This window comes from Vibrio sp. QJM3NY_27, from assembly GCF_057785955.1.
On sequence record NZ_CM173511.1, the window covers coordinates 326,541 to 343,871 of the forward strand.

At 45.8% G+C, this 17,331-nt stretch carries 6 protein-coding genes, 2 tRNA genes, 2 rRNA genes and 1 riboswitch; of the genes, 6 read left to right on the forward strand and 4 right to left on the reverse strand.

Annotated features, from left to right (window positions below):
- The first annotated feature begins 61 nt into the window (after positions 1-61).
- The 4 genes from AC3CIA_RS01560 to AC3CIA_RS01575 all read left to right on the forward strand — a co-directional run bounded on the left by AC3CIA_RS01560 (position 62) and on the right by AC3CIA_RS01575 (position 3,449).
- Positions 62-2,955, forward strand: a 23S ribosomal RNA gene (locus AC3CIA_RS01560).
- Positions 2,956-3,052: 97 nt separating this feature from the next.
- Positions 3,053-3,168: ribosomal RNA gene (gene rrf, locus AC3CIA_RS01565) — 5S ribosomal RNA — on the forward strand.
- Between the two features lie 67 nt (positions 3,169-3,235).
- Positions 3,236-3,312 (forward strand) — tRNA-Asp (locus AC3CIA_RS01570).
- 60 nt (positions 3,313-3,372) lie between these two features.
- Positions 3,373-3,449, forward strand: a tRNA-Trp gene (locus tag AC3CIA_RS01575).
- A gap of 745 nt (positions 3,450-4,194) precedes the next feature.
- Here the strand turns inward: AC3CIA_RS01575 and AC3CIA_RS01580 are convergent.
- Positions 4,195-5,475, reverse strand: a complete 1,281-nt coding sequence (locus AC3CIA_RS01580; RefSeq protein ID WP_017078851.1) for a cation:proton antiporter — start codon at positions 5,473-5,475, stop codon at positions 4,195-4,197.
- Positions 5,476-5,644: 169 nt separating this feature from the next.
- Between AC3CIA_RS01580 and metH the strand changes: the two genes are divergently transcribed.
- On the forward strand, positions 5,645-9,322 hold the full coding sequence (gene metH / locus AC3CIA_RS01585; RefSeq protein WP_488518419.1) for a methionine synthase: 3,678 nt from the start codon (positions 5,645-5,647) through the stop codon (positions 9,320-9,322).
- Positions 9,323-9,429: 107 nt separating this feature from the next.
- Here metH and lysC read toward each other — a convergent pair whose 3' ends face one another.
- Complete coding sequence (gene lysC / locus AC3CIA_RS01590) at positions 9,430-10,797, reverse strand: lysine-sensitive aspartokinase 3 (RefSeq protein WP_146453678.1); 1,368 nt, start codon at positions 10,795-10,797, stop codon at positions 9,430-9,432.
- A gap of 109 nt (positions 10,798-10,906) precedes the next feature.
- Positions 10,907-11,084: riboswitch (Lysine riboswitch) on the reverse strand.
- A gap of 176 nt (positions 11,085-11,260) precedes the next feature.
- Here lysC and AC3CIA_RS01595 point away from each other — a divergent pair.
- On the forward strand, positions 11,261-12,400 hold the full coding sequence (locus AC3CIA_RS01595) for a pyridoxal-phosphate-dependent aminotransferase family protein (protein WP_146453680.1): 1,140 nt from the start codon (positions 11,261-11,263) through the stop codon (positions 12,398-12,400).
- A 104-nt stretch (positions 12,401-12,504) separates the two neighbouring features.
- On the opposite strand, the gene AC3CIA_RS01600 is transcribed toward AC3CIA_RS01595, so the two are convergent.
- Together AC3CIA_RS01600 and uvrA are read right to left on the reverse strand one after the other, a co-directional pair.
- Positions 12,505-14,268 carry a PglL family O-oligosaccharyltransferase gene (locus AC3CIA_RS01600; protein WP_488518420.1) on the reverse strand — a complete coding sequence of 588 codons (1,764 nt, stop codon included), beginning with the start codon at positions 14,266-14,268 and terminating at the stop codon, positions 12,505-12,507.
- Positions 14,269-14,364: 96 nt separating this feature from the next.
- Positions 14,365-17,196, reverse strand: a complete 2,832-nt coding sequence (gene uvrA / locus AC3CIA_RS01605) for an excinuclease ABC subunit UvrA (protein WP_171308602.1) — start codon at positions 17,194-17,196, stop codon at positions 14,365-14,367.
- Positions 17,197-17,331: the final 135 nt, after the last annotated feature.

The following is a 17,331-nucleotide window of genomic DNA, read 5'->3' on the forward strand; positions in this document are numbered from 1 at the left end:
ATACGCTTATTTGTCTTCACTTTTTAAAGTGAAAGCAAATAGAAACCCTTTCGGGTTGTATGGTTAAGTGACTAAGCGTACACGGTGGATGCCTTGGCAGTCAGAGGCGATGAAAGGCGTAATAACTTGCGATAAGCCCAGATTAGGTAGTAATAACCTTTTGAGTCTGGGATTCCTGAATGGGGAAACCCACTTGCATAAGCAAGTATCCTGTTGTGAATACATAGCAACAGGAGGCAAACCGGGGGAACTGAAACATCTAAGTACCCCGAGGAAGAGAAATCAACCGAGATTCCGAAAGTAGCGGCGAGCGAAATTGGATTAGCCCTTAAGCTTTTAATGATGCAGGTGAAGAGTCTGGAAAGTCTCGCAATAAAGGGTGATAGCCCCGTAACCGACACATCATAATCAGTGAAAACGAGTAGGGCGGGACACGTGATATCCTGTCTGAATATGGGGGGACCATCCTCCAAGGCTAAATACTACTGACTGACCGATAGTGAACCAGTACCGTGAGGGAAAGGCGAAAAGAACCCCTGTGAGGGGAGTGAAATAGAACCTGAAACCGTGTACGTACAAGCAGTAGGAGCACCTTCGTGGTGTGACTGCGTACCTTTTGTATAATGGGTCAGCGACTTAATTTTAGTAGCAAGGTTAACCGTTTAGGGGAGCCGTAGGGAAACCGAGTCTTAACTGGGCGTACAGTTGCTAGGATTAGACCCGAAACCAGGTGATCTAGCCATGGGCAGGTTGAAGGTTGAGTAACATCAACTGGAGGACCGAACCGACTAATGTTGAAAAATTAGCGGATGACTTGTGGCTAGGGGTGAAAGGCCAATCAAACCTGGAGATAGCTGGTTCTCCCCGAAAGCTATTTAGGTAGCGCCTCGGACGAATACTACTGGGGGTAGAGCACTGTTAAGGCTAGGGGGTCATCCCGACTTACCAACCCTTTGCAAACTCCGAATACCAGTAAGTACTATCCGGGAGACACACGGCGGGTGCTAACGTCCGTCGTGGAGAGGGAAACAACCCAGACCGCCAGCTAAGGTCCCAAAGTATAGCTAAGTGGGAAACGATGTGGGAAGGCTCAGACAGCCAGGATGTTGGCTTAGAAGCAGCCATCATTTAAAGAAAGCGTAATAGCTCACTGGTCGAGTCGGCCTGCGCGGAAGATGTAACGGGGCTAAGCTATACACCGAAGCTGCGGCTACGTACCTTAGGGTATGTGGGGTAGGGGAGCGTTCTGTAAGCCGTTGAAGGTGGTCTGTAAGGGCTGCTGGAGGTATCAGAAGTGCGAATGCTGACATGAGTAACGATAAAGGGAGTGAAAAACTCCCTCGCCGGAAGACCAAGGGTTCCTGTCCAACGTTAATCGGGGCAGGGTAAGTCGACTCCTAAGGCGAGGCCGAAAGGCGTAGTCGATGGGAAACGGGTTAATATTCCCGTACTTCTTACAATTGCGATGGGGGGACGGAGAAGGCTAGGTGGGCCTGGCGACGGTTGTCCAGGTTCAAGTATGTAGGCGGGTGGTTTAGGTAAATCCGGACCACTACTAACGCTGAGATACGATGTCGAGCTACTACGGTAGTGAAGTCATTGATGCCATGCTTCCAGGAAAAGCCTCTAAGCTTCAGATTGTAAGGAATCGTACCCCAAACCGACACAGGTGGTCGGGTAGAGAATACCAAGGCGCTTGAGAGAACTCGGGTGAAGGAACTAGGCAAAATGGTACCGTAACTTCGGGAGAAGGTACGCTCTTATCAGTGAAGTCCCTTGCGGATGGAGCAGACGAGAGTCGCAGATACCAGGTGGCTGCAACTGTTTATTAAAAACACAGCACTGTGCAAAATCGTAAGATGACGTATACGGTGTGACGCCTGCCCGGTGCCGGAAGGTTAATTGATGGGGTTAGACTTCGGTCGAAGCTCTTGATCGAAGCCCCGGTAAACGGCGGCCGTAACTATAACGGTCCTAAGGTAGCGAAATTCCTTGTCGGGTAAGTTCCGACCTGCACGAATGGCGTAATGATGGCCACGCTGTCTCCACCCGAGACTCAGTGAAATTGAAATCGCTGTGAAGATGCAGTGTACCCGCGGCTAGACGGAAAGACCCCGTGAACCTTTACTACAGCTTGGCACTGAACATTGAACCTACATGTGTAGGATAGGTGGGAGACTATGAAATTGCGTCGCTAGATGTGATGGAGTCGTCCTTGAAATACCACCCTTGTAGTTTTGATGTTCTAACGTTGGTCCCTGAATCGGGATTACGGACAGTGCCTGGTGGGTAGTTTGACTGGGGCGGTCTCCTCCCAAAGAGTAACGGAGGAGCACGAAGGTGGGCTAAACACGGTTGGACATCGTGTGGTTAGTGCAATGGCATAAGCCCGCTTGACTGCGAGAATGACAATTCGAGCAGGTGCGAAAGCAGGTCATAGTGATCCGGTGGTTCTGAATGGAAGGGCCATCGCTCAACGGATAAAAGGTACTCCGGGGATAACAGGCTGATACCGCCCAAGAGTTCATATCGACGGCGGTGTTTGGCACCTCGATGTCGGCTCATCACATCCTGGGGCTGAAGTCGGTCCCAAGGGTATGGCTGTTCGCCATTTAAAGTGGTACGCGAGCTGGGTTTAGAACGTCGTGAGACAGTTCGGTCCCTATCTGCCGTGGGCGTTGGAAAATTGAAAGGGGCTGCTCCTAGTACGAGAGGACCGGAGTGGACGAACCTCTGGTGTTCGGGTTGTCATGCCAATGGCATTGCCCGGTAGCTAAGTTCGGAATCGATAACCGCTGAAAGCATCTAAGCGGGAAGCGAGCCTTGAGATGAGTTTTCCCTGGCACTATAAGTGCCCTAAAGGGTTGTCGTAGACTACGACGTTGATAGGCAGGGTGTGTAAGTGCTGCGAGGCATTGAGCTAACCTGTACTAATTGCCCGTGAGGCTTAACCATACAACACCCAAGGGGTTTTGTGGACTCAGATGTACCAGACCTTGAATGCGTTTGAAGAGAAATACTTTTAGATAAGCTTTCCGAATTTTAAAATTTGCTTGGCGACCATAGCATTGTGGACCCACCTGATTCCATGCCGAACTCAGAAGTGAAACACAATAGCGCCGATGGTAGTGTGGGGTTTCCCCATGTGAGAGTAGGACATCGCCAGGCTTTAAATTAAATCTTTAGGTTGACCGACCTGGAGATATGGACGCTCACTTAGTGAGTTGACCACTGCGGAGTGGTAGTTCAGTTGGTTAGAATACCGGCCTGTCACGCCGGGGGTCGCGGGTTCGAGTCCCGTCCACTCCGCCACTTATTCGATAACCTCGCCTAGTGCGAGGTTTTTTCGAATCTGACGTAGTAAAAAGTTTTAGGGGTGTAGCTCCAATTGGCAGAGCAGCGGATTCCAAATCCGCGTGTTGGGAGTTCGAATCTCTCCACCCCTGCCATATACGAAGCCTCAGCAGAAATGCTGAGGCTTTTTTGCATCTGTTGCTTCTACGGAGCAATGTTGGGAGCTGGATCGCCAGCCCGGTCTAATCTCCGGAGTGCCGGCTCAGTCCACCCCTGCGATATTTAAGGCTCTAGACTGCGCGTCCCGGCAGAAATGCTGGAGCTTTTTTATGCCTGTCACCTTTAACGTAATGTTAGAAATATTAAGTCTCCCTTTAGCTATCCCTATTTAATCGAATCGCTTAACACCTACTAAGTACAACCTTGCCGTATTTAAAGACTTAGTCGAACATTAGAGCTTTCTGTTCAGTACTCATCTAGCTGCGTAGTTTCTGGTAGTGACTAAAGCTGTTGCTGTTAGGCCTTGAGTCTCATTATTTTTCTGGAAGGAATGCTTATGCAACGGAACTCTTTTCTAGTGGATAGACTCGCTAGCTCTGCAGAAGAACGAGTTCTTTGTATGCTTCACTGCCAGTAAGATTTTTGGCTAAGATCGCTGTTCATCACGTCGCTCGCATCATGATTAAACATCCTTTGTCTTCGCTTTGGTTCAGGCCAAATCTAAATTCCCCGATTAAGCTTTGACTACTCTAATTATTGTTCATCAAATGTCGAGATACGATCGATGTGTAACATATACCTTTCAGCTAGAGCTTCAGTTAGGAAATTGGTGAATCTGATTTTCATCAGACACAAAAAAGGCCACCTATATTAGGCAGCCTAGTTTAATATTTTGAGATGTTAATCTAACTCTTTCTCAGCTTGTTTCGCTTTCTCTATCATCGGAGTAATTGTTGAACCTTGAACTAAGATTGAGAACACAACAACAGCGTATGTCATGACGAGGATTATCTCTTTAACATCTATTGCCTTGTCTTCAATCACCCAGATACCTGAAGGGATTGAAAGTGCCATGGCTAGAGCTAGTCCACCACGCAACCCACCCCAAGTTAAGATCTTGATTGACCAAGGGTTGTAAGTTCTAAAGCGTTTGAATCCGATATAAGACAAGAAAACACTTAGGTAGCGTGCGCTTAGCACTAGAGGTACTGCGAACGCCATTAAGATCCAGTCTTCTTGGTGGAATTTGAATAACAACATCGACATACCGATCAATAAGAACAATACGCCATTTAAGAATTCATCTATCAATTCCCAGAAGTGGTCTAGGTGATCCTCACTCTCTTTCGAGAATCCAATAAAGCGCGTCCAGTTACCAATCATGATACCTGATACCACCATTGCTAACGGTCCTGATACATGTAGGACTTCAGCAAAGGCATAACCAGCTGTCGGAATACCTATGGTTAATAGCAACTCCATCGAGTGGTCATCGGTGTTGCTGATTAGGTAATGGAATATTAAACCTAGAACAAAGCCATAGACGATACCACCGATAGCCTCTTGGACGAATAACATGGTCACGCTACCTACAGTCGGTGCTTCTGTACCGAACGCAATGGTAAATAGGGTCACGAAGATCACTAGGCCAAAACCATCGTTGAATAGAGATTCTCCCTCGATTTGAGTAGAGATTCGTCTGGGAGCATCGAGCTTCTTCACTATTGCTAATACAGCAATTGGATCGGTTGGAGAGATTAGAGAACCAAAAAGTAAGCAATAAATTAGGTCAAATTGAATACCGATAAACTGACAGAATCCATACAGTACAAAGCCAATAAAGAATGTCGAAAACAGTGTAGCGCCAAGAGCGAGTACCGTTATTTCCCATTTCTGATCTTTTAGATTAGGTAACTTAATCCCCAAACCACCTGCAAAGAGTAAGAATCCCAGTATTCCTTTCAGGAGGAAATCTTCAAAGTTGATACTGGCAACGGTTTCTGAGGCGATGTCAGCCAATTGGAACCAATTGTTTTGTCCCGCAATGATAATTAATAGAGATAACATCATCGAGCCAGCTGTAATGGCGATGGTTGTCTGCATTTTACCAATTTTGGTATTCACGAAAGCAATAAGCATGGCAGCTGCGGACAAGAAGCATAAGGTGTAATAGACCGACATTGGGATCCCAACATGTAACAAAGTATGAATATGAATTTTCGTTGTCTCATGCTCAAATAGCAAACATTTTTTTGTCATGACTTGGTAATCAATTTCATCTTTTAGACGTCTAGACTCCTTTTTAATGTGTGGTAGGATGGAGAGATAATTAAAGGAATGAGGTTGTACCGTGGGAAGTAATGTAAGGCAAAAGATTGACGCTCTGTTGAAGCAACGAATTTTACTGATTGATGGTGGCATGGGTACCATGATTCAGGATTATAAATTGGAAGAGCAAGACTATCGTGGTGAGCGCTTTGCTGATTGGCATAGTGATTTAAAAGGTAACAACGACCTTTTGGTACTTACACAACCTAAGCTTATCAAAGATATCCATATGGAATATTTGGAAGCCGGTGCTGATATCCTCGAGACCAATACCTTTAACTCTACAACCATCGCTATGGCCGACTACGATATGGAAAGCCTTAGCGAAGAAATTAACTTTACAGCTGCAAAATTAGCTCGTGAAGCGGCAGACGAATGGACGGCAAAGACCCCAGACAAACCCCGTTTCGTAGCGGGTGTGTTAGGTCCAACTAACCGAACGTGTTCTATCTCCCCAGACGTTAATGATCCGGGCTATCGTAATGTTAGCTTTGATGAGCTTGTTGAAGCTTACTCCGAATCGACACGAGCACTTATCAAAGGCGGCTCAGATCTTATTCTTATCGAGACTATCTTCGACACGTTAAATGCAAAAGCATGTTCTTTTGCGGTTGAATCTGTTTTTGAAGAGGTAGGCATCACGCTTCCTGTGATGATCTCCGGTACCATTACTGACGCTTCAGGTCGTACGCTTTCAGGGCAGACAACAGAAGCCTTCTACAACGCCCTTCGTCATGTTAAACCAATCTCATTTGGATTGAACTGTGCATTAGGTCCTGACGAATTGCGAGAGTACGTTGGTGAGATGTCTCGTATCTCAGAATGTAACGTTTCCGCCCACCCTAACGCGGGTTTACCTAATGCGTTCGGTGAGTATGACCTTTCTCCTGAAGATATGGCTGAACACGTTAAGGAATGGGCCGAGAGTGGCTTCTTGAACCTAATTGGTGGTTGTTGTGGTACGACGCCAGAACATATACGTCACATGGCTGAGGCCGTTGAAGGCGTAACTCCACGTCAATTACCTGATTTGCCTGTGTCTTGCCGTTTATCTGGCTTAGAACCATTAACGATTGCCAAAGAATCTCTATTTGTGAACGTCGGTGAACGTACTAACGTTACCGGCTCTGCTCGATTTAAGCGATTGATTAAAGAAGAGCTCTACGACGAAGCTTTGAGTGTTGCTCGAGAGCAGGTTGAGAACGGCGCTCAGATCATCGATATCAACATGGATGAAGGGATGCTAGACGCTGAGGCGTGTATGGTTAAATTCCTTAATCTATGTGCGTCTGAGCCAGAGATCTCGAAAGTACCAGTCATGGTCGACTCTTCAAAATGGGAAGTTATCGAAGCGGGTCTGAAATGTATTCAGGGTAAAGGCATCGTTAACTCTATCTCATTGAAGGAAGGGAAAGAAAAGTTTGTCGAGCAAGCTAAACTGGTTCGTCGTTATGGCGCAGCAGTCATCGTGATGGCGTTCGATGAACTAGGGCAGGCTGATACTCGAGAGCGTAAAGTCGAGATTTGTACTAATGCCTACAATATTCTTGTTGATGAAGTAGGTTTCCCGCCAGAAGATATTATTTTTGACCCGAACATTTTCGCAGTAGCTACTGGTATTGATGAGCATAACAACTATGCGGTCGATTTCATTGAAGCAGTAGGGGACATCAAACGCGATCTCCCTCATGCGATGATCTCTGGTGGTGTATCTAATGTTTCGTTCTCATTCCGAGGCAATAACTACGTTCGTGAGGCAATCCACGCAGTATTCCTATACCACTGTTTTAAAAACGGTATGGATATGGGCATCGTAAATGCTGGGCAGTTAGAGATTTACGATAATGTGCCTGAGGATTTGCGTGAAGCCGTTGAAGATGTAGTTCTAAACCGCCGAGACGACTCAACAGAGCGATTACTCGATATCGCGACTGAATATCTAGAGCGTGCAGTTGGCAAAGTTGAAGATAAATCGGCGTTAGAGTGGCGCACCTGGCCAGTAGAAAAGCGCTTAGAGCACTCTTTGGTGAAAGGCATTACTGATTTCATCGTTGAAGATACCGAGGAAGCTCGTGTTAATGCCTCTCGCCCTATCGAGGTGATTGAAGGTCCATTAATGGATGGCATGAACGTAGTTGGTGACCTCTTTGGTGAAGGTAAGATGTTCCTTCCTCAAGTGGTGAAATCTGCCCGTGTTATGAAGCAGGCGGTAGCCCATCTAGAGCCATTTATTAATGCAACCAAAGACGTTGGTGCAACTAACGGAAAAATCTTACTGGCGACCGTAAAAGGCGATGTTCATGATATTGGTAAAAACATTGTTGGCGTTGTCTTGCAGTGTAATAACTACGAAATTATCGATCTGGGCGTGATGGTTTCATGTGAAAAAATCCTTAAGGTAGCTAAAGAAGAGAACGTCGATATCATTGGCCTTTCGGGTTTGATCACTCCTTCATTGGATGAGATGGTTCATGTGGCTAAAGAGATGGAGAGACAAGGCTTTAAGCTGCCTCTTCTTATTGGCGGAGCAACCACATCTAAAGCGCATACAGCCGTTAAGATTGAACAGAACTACTCTGAACCCGTGGTCTACGTAAACAATGCCTCACGTGCTGTTGGTGTGTGTACTTCTCTACTATCTAACGAACTGAAGCCTGCATTTGTTGAGAAGTTGGATATTGATTACGATCGCGTTCGCGATCAACACAACCGTAAAAAGCCGCGCACTAAGCCAGTCTCGCTAGAGAGAGCGCGTGCCAATAAAGTTGCTATCGATTGGAATGCGTATACTCCCCCAGCACCCGCTAAGCTGGGAGTACACATCTTCAAGGACTTTGATGTGGCTACTTTACGTCAGTACATCGACTGGACTCCGTTCTTTATGACATGGTCATTAGTTGGAAAGTACCCAGCAATTCTCAATCATGAAGAAGTGGGCGAGGAAGCGAAACGCTTATTCAAAGATGCGAATGATTTGTTGGATCGAGTGCAGAAAGAGAAGCTACTTGAAGCTCGCGGTATGTGTGCCATGTTCCCAGCAAACAGTGTTGGCGATGATATTGAAGTGTATACCGATGAATCGCGTACTGAAGTGTTAAAGGTTCTGCACAACCTTCGTCAACAAACCGAAAAGCCCAAAGGATTTAACTACTGTTTGTCAGATTACATTGCGCCAAAAGACAGTGGTAAAGCGGATTGGATTGGTGGTTTTGCAGTAACGGGTGGTATTGGTGAGCGAGAGCTGGCTGATGAATACAAAGCCAATGGTGATGACTACAACGCGATTATGATTCAGGCGGTTGCTGACCGATTGGCTGAAGCGTTCGCTGAATACTTGCATAAAGAAGTGAGAAAGGACATTTGGGGCTACTCACCTGATGAGAATTTGTCTAACGACGATTTGATTCGAGAGAAGTACCAAGGTATTCGTCCAGCCCCGGGTTACCCTGCTTGCCCAGAGCATACAGAGAAAGGCACGTTGTGGGAGTTGATGGACGTTGAAAAAGCAATCGACATGTCACTAACCACGAGCTACGCAATGTGGCCTGGTGCCTCAGTGTCTGGTATGTATTTCTCACATCCTGATGCCCGATACTTTGCGATTGCACAGATTCAACAGGATCAAGTGGATAGCTATGCCGACCGTAAAGGTTGGGATATGTTGGAAGCTGAGAAGTGGTTAGGTCCAAACATTAACTAGTTTGAATCTATGACGGGCTTTGATTCGTAAAAATAAGAGGGTTGCTTAAGAGCAACCCTTTTTGTATCTGTCGTTTGGTGATTTTAACTAATCGAGCAACCGTCGTTTTATTCAAACAGCTCTTGATGCAGTTTTTGAATCGCTAACTTGGAGACAGATTCATCAAGCAAGAAGCACAGGTTGTGTGGGCTCGCTCCGTAACAAATCATACGTAGGTTGAAGTCTTCAAGCGTGCCGAATACTTGCTTCGCATAGCCTTTGCTTTCACTCATGTTGTTGCCAATAAGAGCAACAAGGCATAGGTCGTGTTCAATATCCACAGAACACAGCTCTTCAAGCTCAATTCGAGCGGCTTCTGGTAACTGAGGAGCACCACCTGATGTATCTGTTTGATCGAGTGTCAGTGAGACACTGATCTCTGAGGTAGTGATAAGATCGACAGAGATCTTATGCTTAGCCAGGATCTCGAACACTTTTGCGAGGAAGCCATAAGCATGGAACATATTGGCGCTGCGTAGCGTAACCATGGTTTGGTTGCAGCGTAGGGCAAGCGCTCTGAACAGAGGGGAGCTTTCAACTTGTTGACGAATCCATGTGCCACCGAGCTCTGGTGCTTTTGATGAGCCGACAAATACCGGGATTTGATGGCGTAGTGCCGGGACTAGAGTCGAAGGGTGTAATATCTTCGCGCCAAAGTTTGCCATTTCCGATGCTTCGCTGAAGCTGATCTCTGGGATAGGAGATGCTTTCGATGCGATACGTGGATCCGTGGTGTAGATGCCCGGAACATCAGTCCAGATTTCTAAACCAATCGCTTGTACAGATTCTGCAATCAGTGCCGCTGAGTAATCACTACCACCACGACCTAACGTTGTGGTGTTACCTTCGCTATCGGCGCCGATAAAGCCTTGGGTAACGACAACTTGCTGTTGGCATAGTGGAATCAATTTCTGTTGAGCTAAGGCTGCAATATCTTTTAACAGTGGTTCAGCTTTGCCGAAGTCATCATTGGTGCGCATCACTTCTCTGATGTCAAAACGGACAGCGGGTGTGCCACGCTCGCGAATGATTTGAGCGAGGATATGTGTCGACATTAGTTCGCCACATGCCACTAGGTGATCGGTGAGTTTAGTACTGGCTTGGAATGATGCCGCTTCGGCTGCACTCGCAATGTCATCGAGAATGCAGTGTACATCTTTTTCAATGCTAATTGGGTCAGCTAGCTGATCAAGAATCGCGTTATGAATGTCAGTCAATTGCGTCAATAATTCCTGACGACGAGTTTTGTCTTGGACACCATTCGCTAGTTCAACCAGCAAGTTGGTGACGCCTGAGCACGCGCTGCTCACAACCAGTTTCGTATTCGAGTTATTTTCAATAATGGCAGCACAACGGCTCATTGCTTCAAAGCTGGCAACACTTGTTCCACCAAACTTAGCGACATTAAAAGAACCAGCTACATTAGATGCACTCACGATATATCTCCCACGACTTCCTAAAATAAAATTACGGTTGGGTAATCCAACGTCCGATGTTTTTCGAAGAGAGTATTTAGAGCAAAAAGAGAGGAATTATTAGAATAGTAACCTCAGAAGCTCTTCACCATATAGAAATGGCGACAGTTGCCGGGATTCAGCCCGCTCAACCGATAATAAAGGTCCTGCATCCTTTTATTATCTCGGCACTGCTCCCCCTTGATGCTTTGTATTGGAAATGCGGTTCCACAAAACATCTGCCTGGGCAGTGCTCCTCTTCTGCTAGATAGCCATTTCATTGAACGTGTTTGCGGTAACAATGTCAATCCGTAACTGGAGATATTTAAAAAATAATTTTAACAATTATGTGACACTGGTGTGACCTCAATACTTTTAGCTAATTGATGACGGTATCGATTTGCTTTAGGGTGGATTGTTCACAACATTAACGTAAGGGATGTACATGTCTAATTTAACACTCGCTACTGCTATCGAGAGCTTTTATCCGCCACACCGAACGTTAATGGGGCCGGGGCCTTCAGACATTTCTCCTCAAGTTTTACAGGCCTTAAGCCGTCCTACTATTGGTCACCTCGACCCGTTATTTATCGCGATGATGGATGAACTGAAACAACTTCTTAAGTATGCATTCCAAACAGAGAATGAATTTACTATTGCTGTTTCTGCGCCCGGCAGTGCAGGTATGGAAACCTGTTTTGTTAACTTGATTGAGCCCGGTGAGAAGGTGATTGTTTGTCGCAATGGCGTTTTTGGTGAGCGTATGCGAGAGAATGTTGTGCGTTGTGGTGGTGAAGCGATCCTTGTTGATGACGAGTGGGGCAAGCCCGTTTCCGTTGAAAAGGTAGAAAAAGCATTGGCAGAAAACCCTGATGCTGTTGCTGTCGCTTTTGTGCATGCAGAGACGTCTACTGGAGCGTTATCGGATGCTCAAGCGATTTCAGCAGTCGCTCGTCAGTTTGATGCGTTGTCGATTGTGGATGCGGTGACGTCATTAGGTGGTGTGCCATTGTTGGTTGATGAATGGCAACTCGATGCGGTGTATTCAGGTAGTCAAAAGTGTCTATCTTGCGTTCCTGGCCTGTCTCCAGTGACTTTCTCTCAACGTGCGGTTGAGAAGATGAAGGCGCGTCAAACGCCGGTACAAAGCTGGTTCCTAGATCAAAGCTTAGTACTGGGTTACTGGAGTGGAGAAGGCAAGCGTAGCTACCACCATACGGCACCCGTGAATAGCCTGTATGCTTTGCATGAGTCGTTGGTTTTATTGAAAAATGAAGGCCTGGATAATGCGTGGTCACGTCACCATGCGATGCACCAAGAGCTTAAAGAAGGCGTAGAAGCACTAGGATTAAAGTTTGTGGTTGATGAAGAGAGTCGTCTTCCGCAGCTCAATGCGCTTTATTTCCCTGAAGGAATCGATGAAGCCAAAATCAGAACACAACTTCTAGAAGAATATAACCTTGAAATTGGCGCGGGACTTGGTTCTTTGGCTGGCAAGGCTTGGCGTATTGGTTTAATGGGTTATGGCGCTCGAAAAGAGAATGTCGCTTTGTGCTTAAAAGCGTTGCAAGACGTTTTAAAATAGCGGCAATAAACTCAAGTTCAAAAGAAAAGCGCACGAGAGATCGTGCGCTTTTTTGTGTCTAGACTAAACGTCAATATGGTGAATTAACTCTAGATTCCTTGGCGTCATTTAGCAGAAGAAATGTTATTTTCAGCTTCTGATATTTTCTTATATTGAACCTTGGAAAAGTCTCTATTTGGGAACAAGAAGCTCGCTTCACTACGAATTTGTTCCGCTTTACTGTGATCGCCCAATCCTTGATATGCAAGAATCAGGTTGCTGTAGAAAGCAGGCCTTGGCTTACGTTTTATGATCTCTAACGACCAATCTATATAAGGTTGGATCAAGCTAGGATCAGCTTTGTAGAGGCCGATATTTAGATAGGTGCTGTATACGTCCCAATCATAGCGATCTTTCCAGACTACAGGGTTCGTTACCTGCTTAAGAATATCCGGGTTTCTGGGTTTAGACAGTTCAAATTGAGTCAGGACATAATTGGTGTGTAAGGCACTCAACATATAAAAACTGACCAAGATAGGGACGACTAAGCTCGATACTCTAAATAGGGTTTTACTGATGATACTAAACGGCTGTTGGTAGTGACGAGAAGCTCGTTGATCGACCCAGTAAATCAAAATGATAAAGGTTATCCAGTGAATCGCTGAGTGGTAAAAAGGGTACTCGAGCTGAGAATGTAAGAGTATCGGTATAAATAGTGCGAGCAGTGCTAGACGTGTTCCCTTCGCTGAGCTTGCTATACGTGACATGACTAAGAACGCAGCAAGCAAGATCCCGATGATTGGTACTATTCCGCCCTCAACCCCCCAAAACAAGAACTCATTGTGTGGGTGATCCATTGAAGGAAGGCCGGGATGATAATTTGGGTTGAGTTGATGCTGGCGAGCTGTGTATAGCGTGTACTCGGATTCGAACTTCCCGTAGCCATACCCTGTAAATGGCTTTTCGATCATCATATCGAGCGCTTGTGGAAAGGTATAAGCTCGTGGGCTTTCTAAGTTAGCCCTTTTACTGGCGAGGCTATCCGTTGTACTGAGACTGATTACCGAAAAAGCGACCACGATACCGACTAGCACTGATGCGCACCATCCGTAGAAGCGTTTCTTGGTCGAGAATTTGTATAGATAAGGCAGAATGCAGACAAATCCAATGACGGCAGCCAACCATCCGGTACGTGATGCAATGATGATCAGCAAAGGTACGGTTAAGGTCGGGGTTAGGTATAGTAAGAATGACTCGCTAATTTTGTGATTATATTTAGCGGGCTGTCTCGCTAAAAGATACGCTGAAAGCACAAAACCAGTAGCTAAAAAGCTAGCCATTACATTCGGTTGTTGGAATATCCCATAAGGTCGATTAGCCGCAGTGTTGTAACCAAATAGATTGCCGGGTTCCAGTAAGAAATATTGCACGTAACCAAAGAGTGCTTGTATAACCACAGCAAGCACAATGAACCACAGCATGCGTTGCTTGTGTTTATTGCTGAACTTAAATTGCTGAAGTACAACGAATAAAGCGAAGCCCGCCCACAATCCAAGTAGTCGACCTGATGCGGCTTGAGGAGAGGCGTTACTGTAGAGCGTGGGTAGCGTAAGTATCACGCAACTGATCAGCAAGCCAACGGTTAACTTGGAATATTTGAGTACTCGGTTAGTCGCGAGTTGGTAGAAGCCAATTGCTAACGTAAAGCTAAGAGCTAACCAAGTTGTTGGGTTAAACGATAACGCAAGGCCTGAGCCTCCAGGATTCGGCATGAAAAAATGCATGGCTAACAAGAATACAACAGCTAAAGAAGCCAGAAATGCTTTATTGAGTGGTAGCTGAGTTACCTGATTTTCTAGTTGGGTACCGCTAGTGTGTATTGTTGCCATAAATCCCTAACCTTATAAAAACAGAGCTTGTTCCTTCTGAAACAAGCTCTGTTACTTTAACATTTTTCTGTCTGATCGCAGGGCGCTATTTTACACCTACTTCAAATTTAACATAGGCTTAAGGAAGCGAGCAGTGTGTGAACCTTCGACTAGCGCCACATCTTCAGGTGTACCTTCTGCAACAATCTCACCACCCCCTTGACCACCTTCAGGACCAAGATCTAAGATCCAGTCTGCTGTTTTGACGACATCTAGGTTGTGTTCAATCACCACTACTGTATTACCGTGATCACGCAGCCTATGTAATACCGTCAATAGCTGCTGAATATCGTGGAAATGAAGACCTGTTGTTGGTTCATCAAGAATGTATAATGTTTTTCCCGTGTCTCGTTTAGACAATTCACGCGCTAATTTAACACGCTGCGCTTCACCACCAGATAAGGTTGTCGCTGCTTGTCCGAGGCGAATGTAAGAAAGGCCAACATCCATCAATGTTTGCAGCTTACGAGCGATAACAGGAACAGGGTTGAAGTATTCTCGAGCATCTTCCACTGTCATCTCTAGAACTTCGTCAATGGTTTTGCCTTTGTAGCGAACTTCTAAAGTTTCACGGTTATAACGCTTACCTTTACACACATCACACGGCACATACACATCTGGCAAGAAGTGCATCTCTACTTTGATGACACCGTCTCCCTGACACGCTTCACAGCGACCACCACGAACGTTAAAACTGAATCGACCTGGCTTGTAGCCACGAGATCGTGATTCTTGGGTACCGGCAAATAACTCACGAATTGGCGTGAAAATACCAGTGTAGGTTGCAGGGTTTGATCTAGGGGTGCGACCGATAGGGCTTTGATCAATATCGATCACTTTGTCGAAATGCTCTAAGCCTTTTATCTTTTTGTGCTGCGCCGGAACTGCGGTTGTAGCACCGTTTAATTGAGTGTGGGCAACTTTAAAGAAGGTGTCATTGATTAGTGTAGATTTACCTGACCCCGATACCCCCGTAATACAGCTGAACAAGCCTACAGGGATCGTCGCAGTGACATTCTTTAGGTTGTTCCCCGTTGCGCCAACGATCTCGACGACCTTTTTCTTGTCGATAGGCGTTCTTTGTTTTGGTATCGCAATTTCTTTGGCGCCGCTGAGGTATTGCCCGGTTAAAGAATTCGGGGTTTCGATGATGTCTTGCATGGTGCCTTCTGCGACCACGTGTCCACCATGCACACCCGCACCTGGGCCGATATCGATAACATGGTCAGCACAACGGATTGCGTCTTCATCATGTTCAACAACAAGCACGGTATTTCCTAAGTCTCTGAGGTGAACCAAAGTTTGCAGTAGACGTTCATTATCACGCTGGTGGAGGCCAATTGATGGTTCATCGAGTACATACATAACACCCACTAAACCAGCACCAATTTGACTTGCGAGACGAATCCGTTGCGCTTCACCACCAGACAGTGTTTCAGCACTGCGTGATAAATTAAGGTAATTCAAACCAACGTTCACCAAGAAATGCAGACGGTCATTGATCTCTTTCATTACTTTATCAGCGATCTGACCACGCTGACCGCTGAGTGATAAGTTTTGGAAAAACTCGAGTGCATCAGCAATGCTGAGCTCAACGATTTCGGGCAGTGTGGTATCGCCAATGAAGACATTTCGAGCTTCTAATCTTAAACGCGTGCCATCACAGCTAGAACACGACTTTGTTGATATGTACTTGGCAAGATCTTCACGCACCGCGCTAGATTCAGTATCGCGGTAACGGCGTTCCAGCGTATTTAAAATACCTTCAAATGGGTGACGCTTGACTCGGATATCACCACGGTCATTGATGTATTTGAATTCCACTTCAGTACGCCCTGATCCTTTAAGAATAATCTCTTGAGTCTTTTTAGGTAGAGAGTTGAATGGCACATACAGATCAAAACCATAATGGTCTGATAGCGACGTTAGCATCTGAAAATAGTAATAATTCTTCTGATCCCAGCCTTTTATTGCACCTTCTGCAATGCTTAGGTTCTCATCTAAAATCACTCGACTTGGATCAAAATATTGTTGAACACCAAGTCCATCACAAGTACCACATGCACCTGCAGGATTGTTGAATGAGAATAGGCGCGGCTCAAGTTCTTGCATGCTGTAGCCACACTTTGGACAAGCAAAGTTAGCTGAGAACACGATCTCTTCTTGTTCTTTATCATCCATCCAACCGACAACTGCAATGCCACCAGATAGCTCTAATGTGGTTTCGAACGATTCGGCTAAACGTTGTTGAAGATCAGGACGAACCTTAAATCTGTCTACCACGACTTCAATGGTGTGCTTCTTATGAAGTTCCAATGTGGGTGGATCGGACAAATCACAGGTCTCGCCATCAATACGAGCTCGGATAAAGCCTTGCGCAGCTAGGTTTTCCAGTGTCTTTACATGCTCACCTTTACGTTCTTTGACGATCGGTGCCATCAGCATCATCTTTGAGCCTTCAGGCAGTTCTAATACCTTGTCGACCATTTGGCTGATGGTTTGCGCCGCTAGAGGGATATTGTGATCAGGACAGCGTGGCTCGCCAACTCGCGCGTAAAGCAGTCTTAGGTAATCATAGACCTCAGTGATGGTACCGACGGTTGAGCGAGGGTTGTGAGAGGTCGACTTTTGTTCTATCGAGATGGCTGGAGATAAACCTTCGATGTGGTCGACATCGGGTTTTTCCATAAGAGATAGAAATTGGCGAGCATAGGCAGACAAAGATTCTACATAACGACGTTGGCCTTCCGCATAGAGAGTATCAAACGCAAGTGACGACTTTCCTGAACCTGATAAACCGGTGATAACCGTCAGCTTATCACGGGGTATGGTTAGGTTAATGTCTTTGAGGTTATGCGTACGAGCGCCTCTAATTTCTATTTTATCCATCTCAACAGACCATGTAATTTTAAGTGGCTAAAGTATTACATAGAGTGAGATTTGTGCAAAGTTTTACTGGATAAAAAAACAGTAAACAAAAAAAGGGCGGCTCTTTTGAGTCACCCTTGGAATCATTTAATGTGC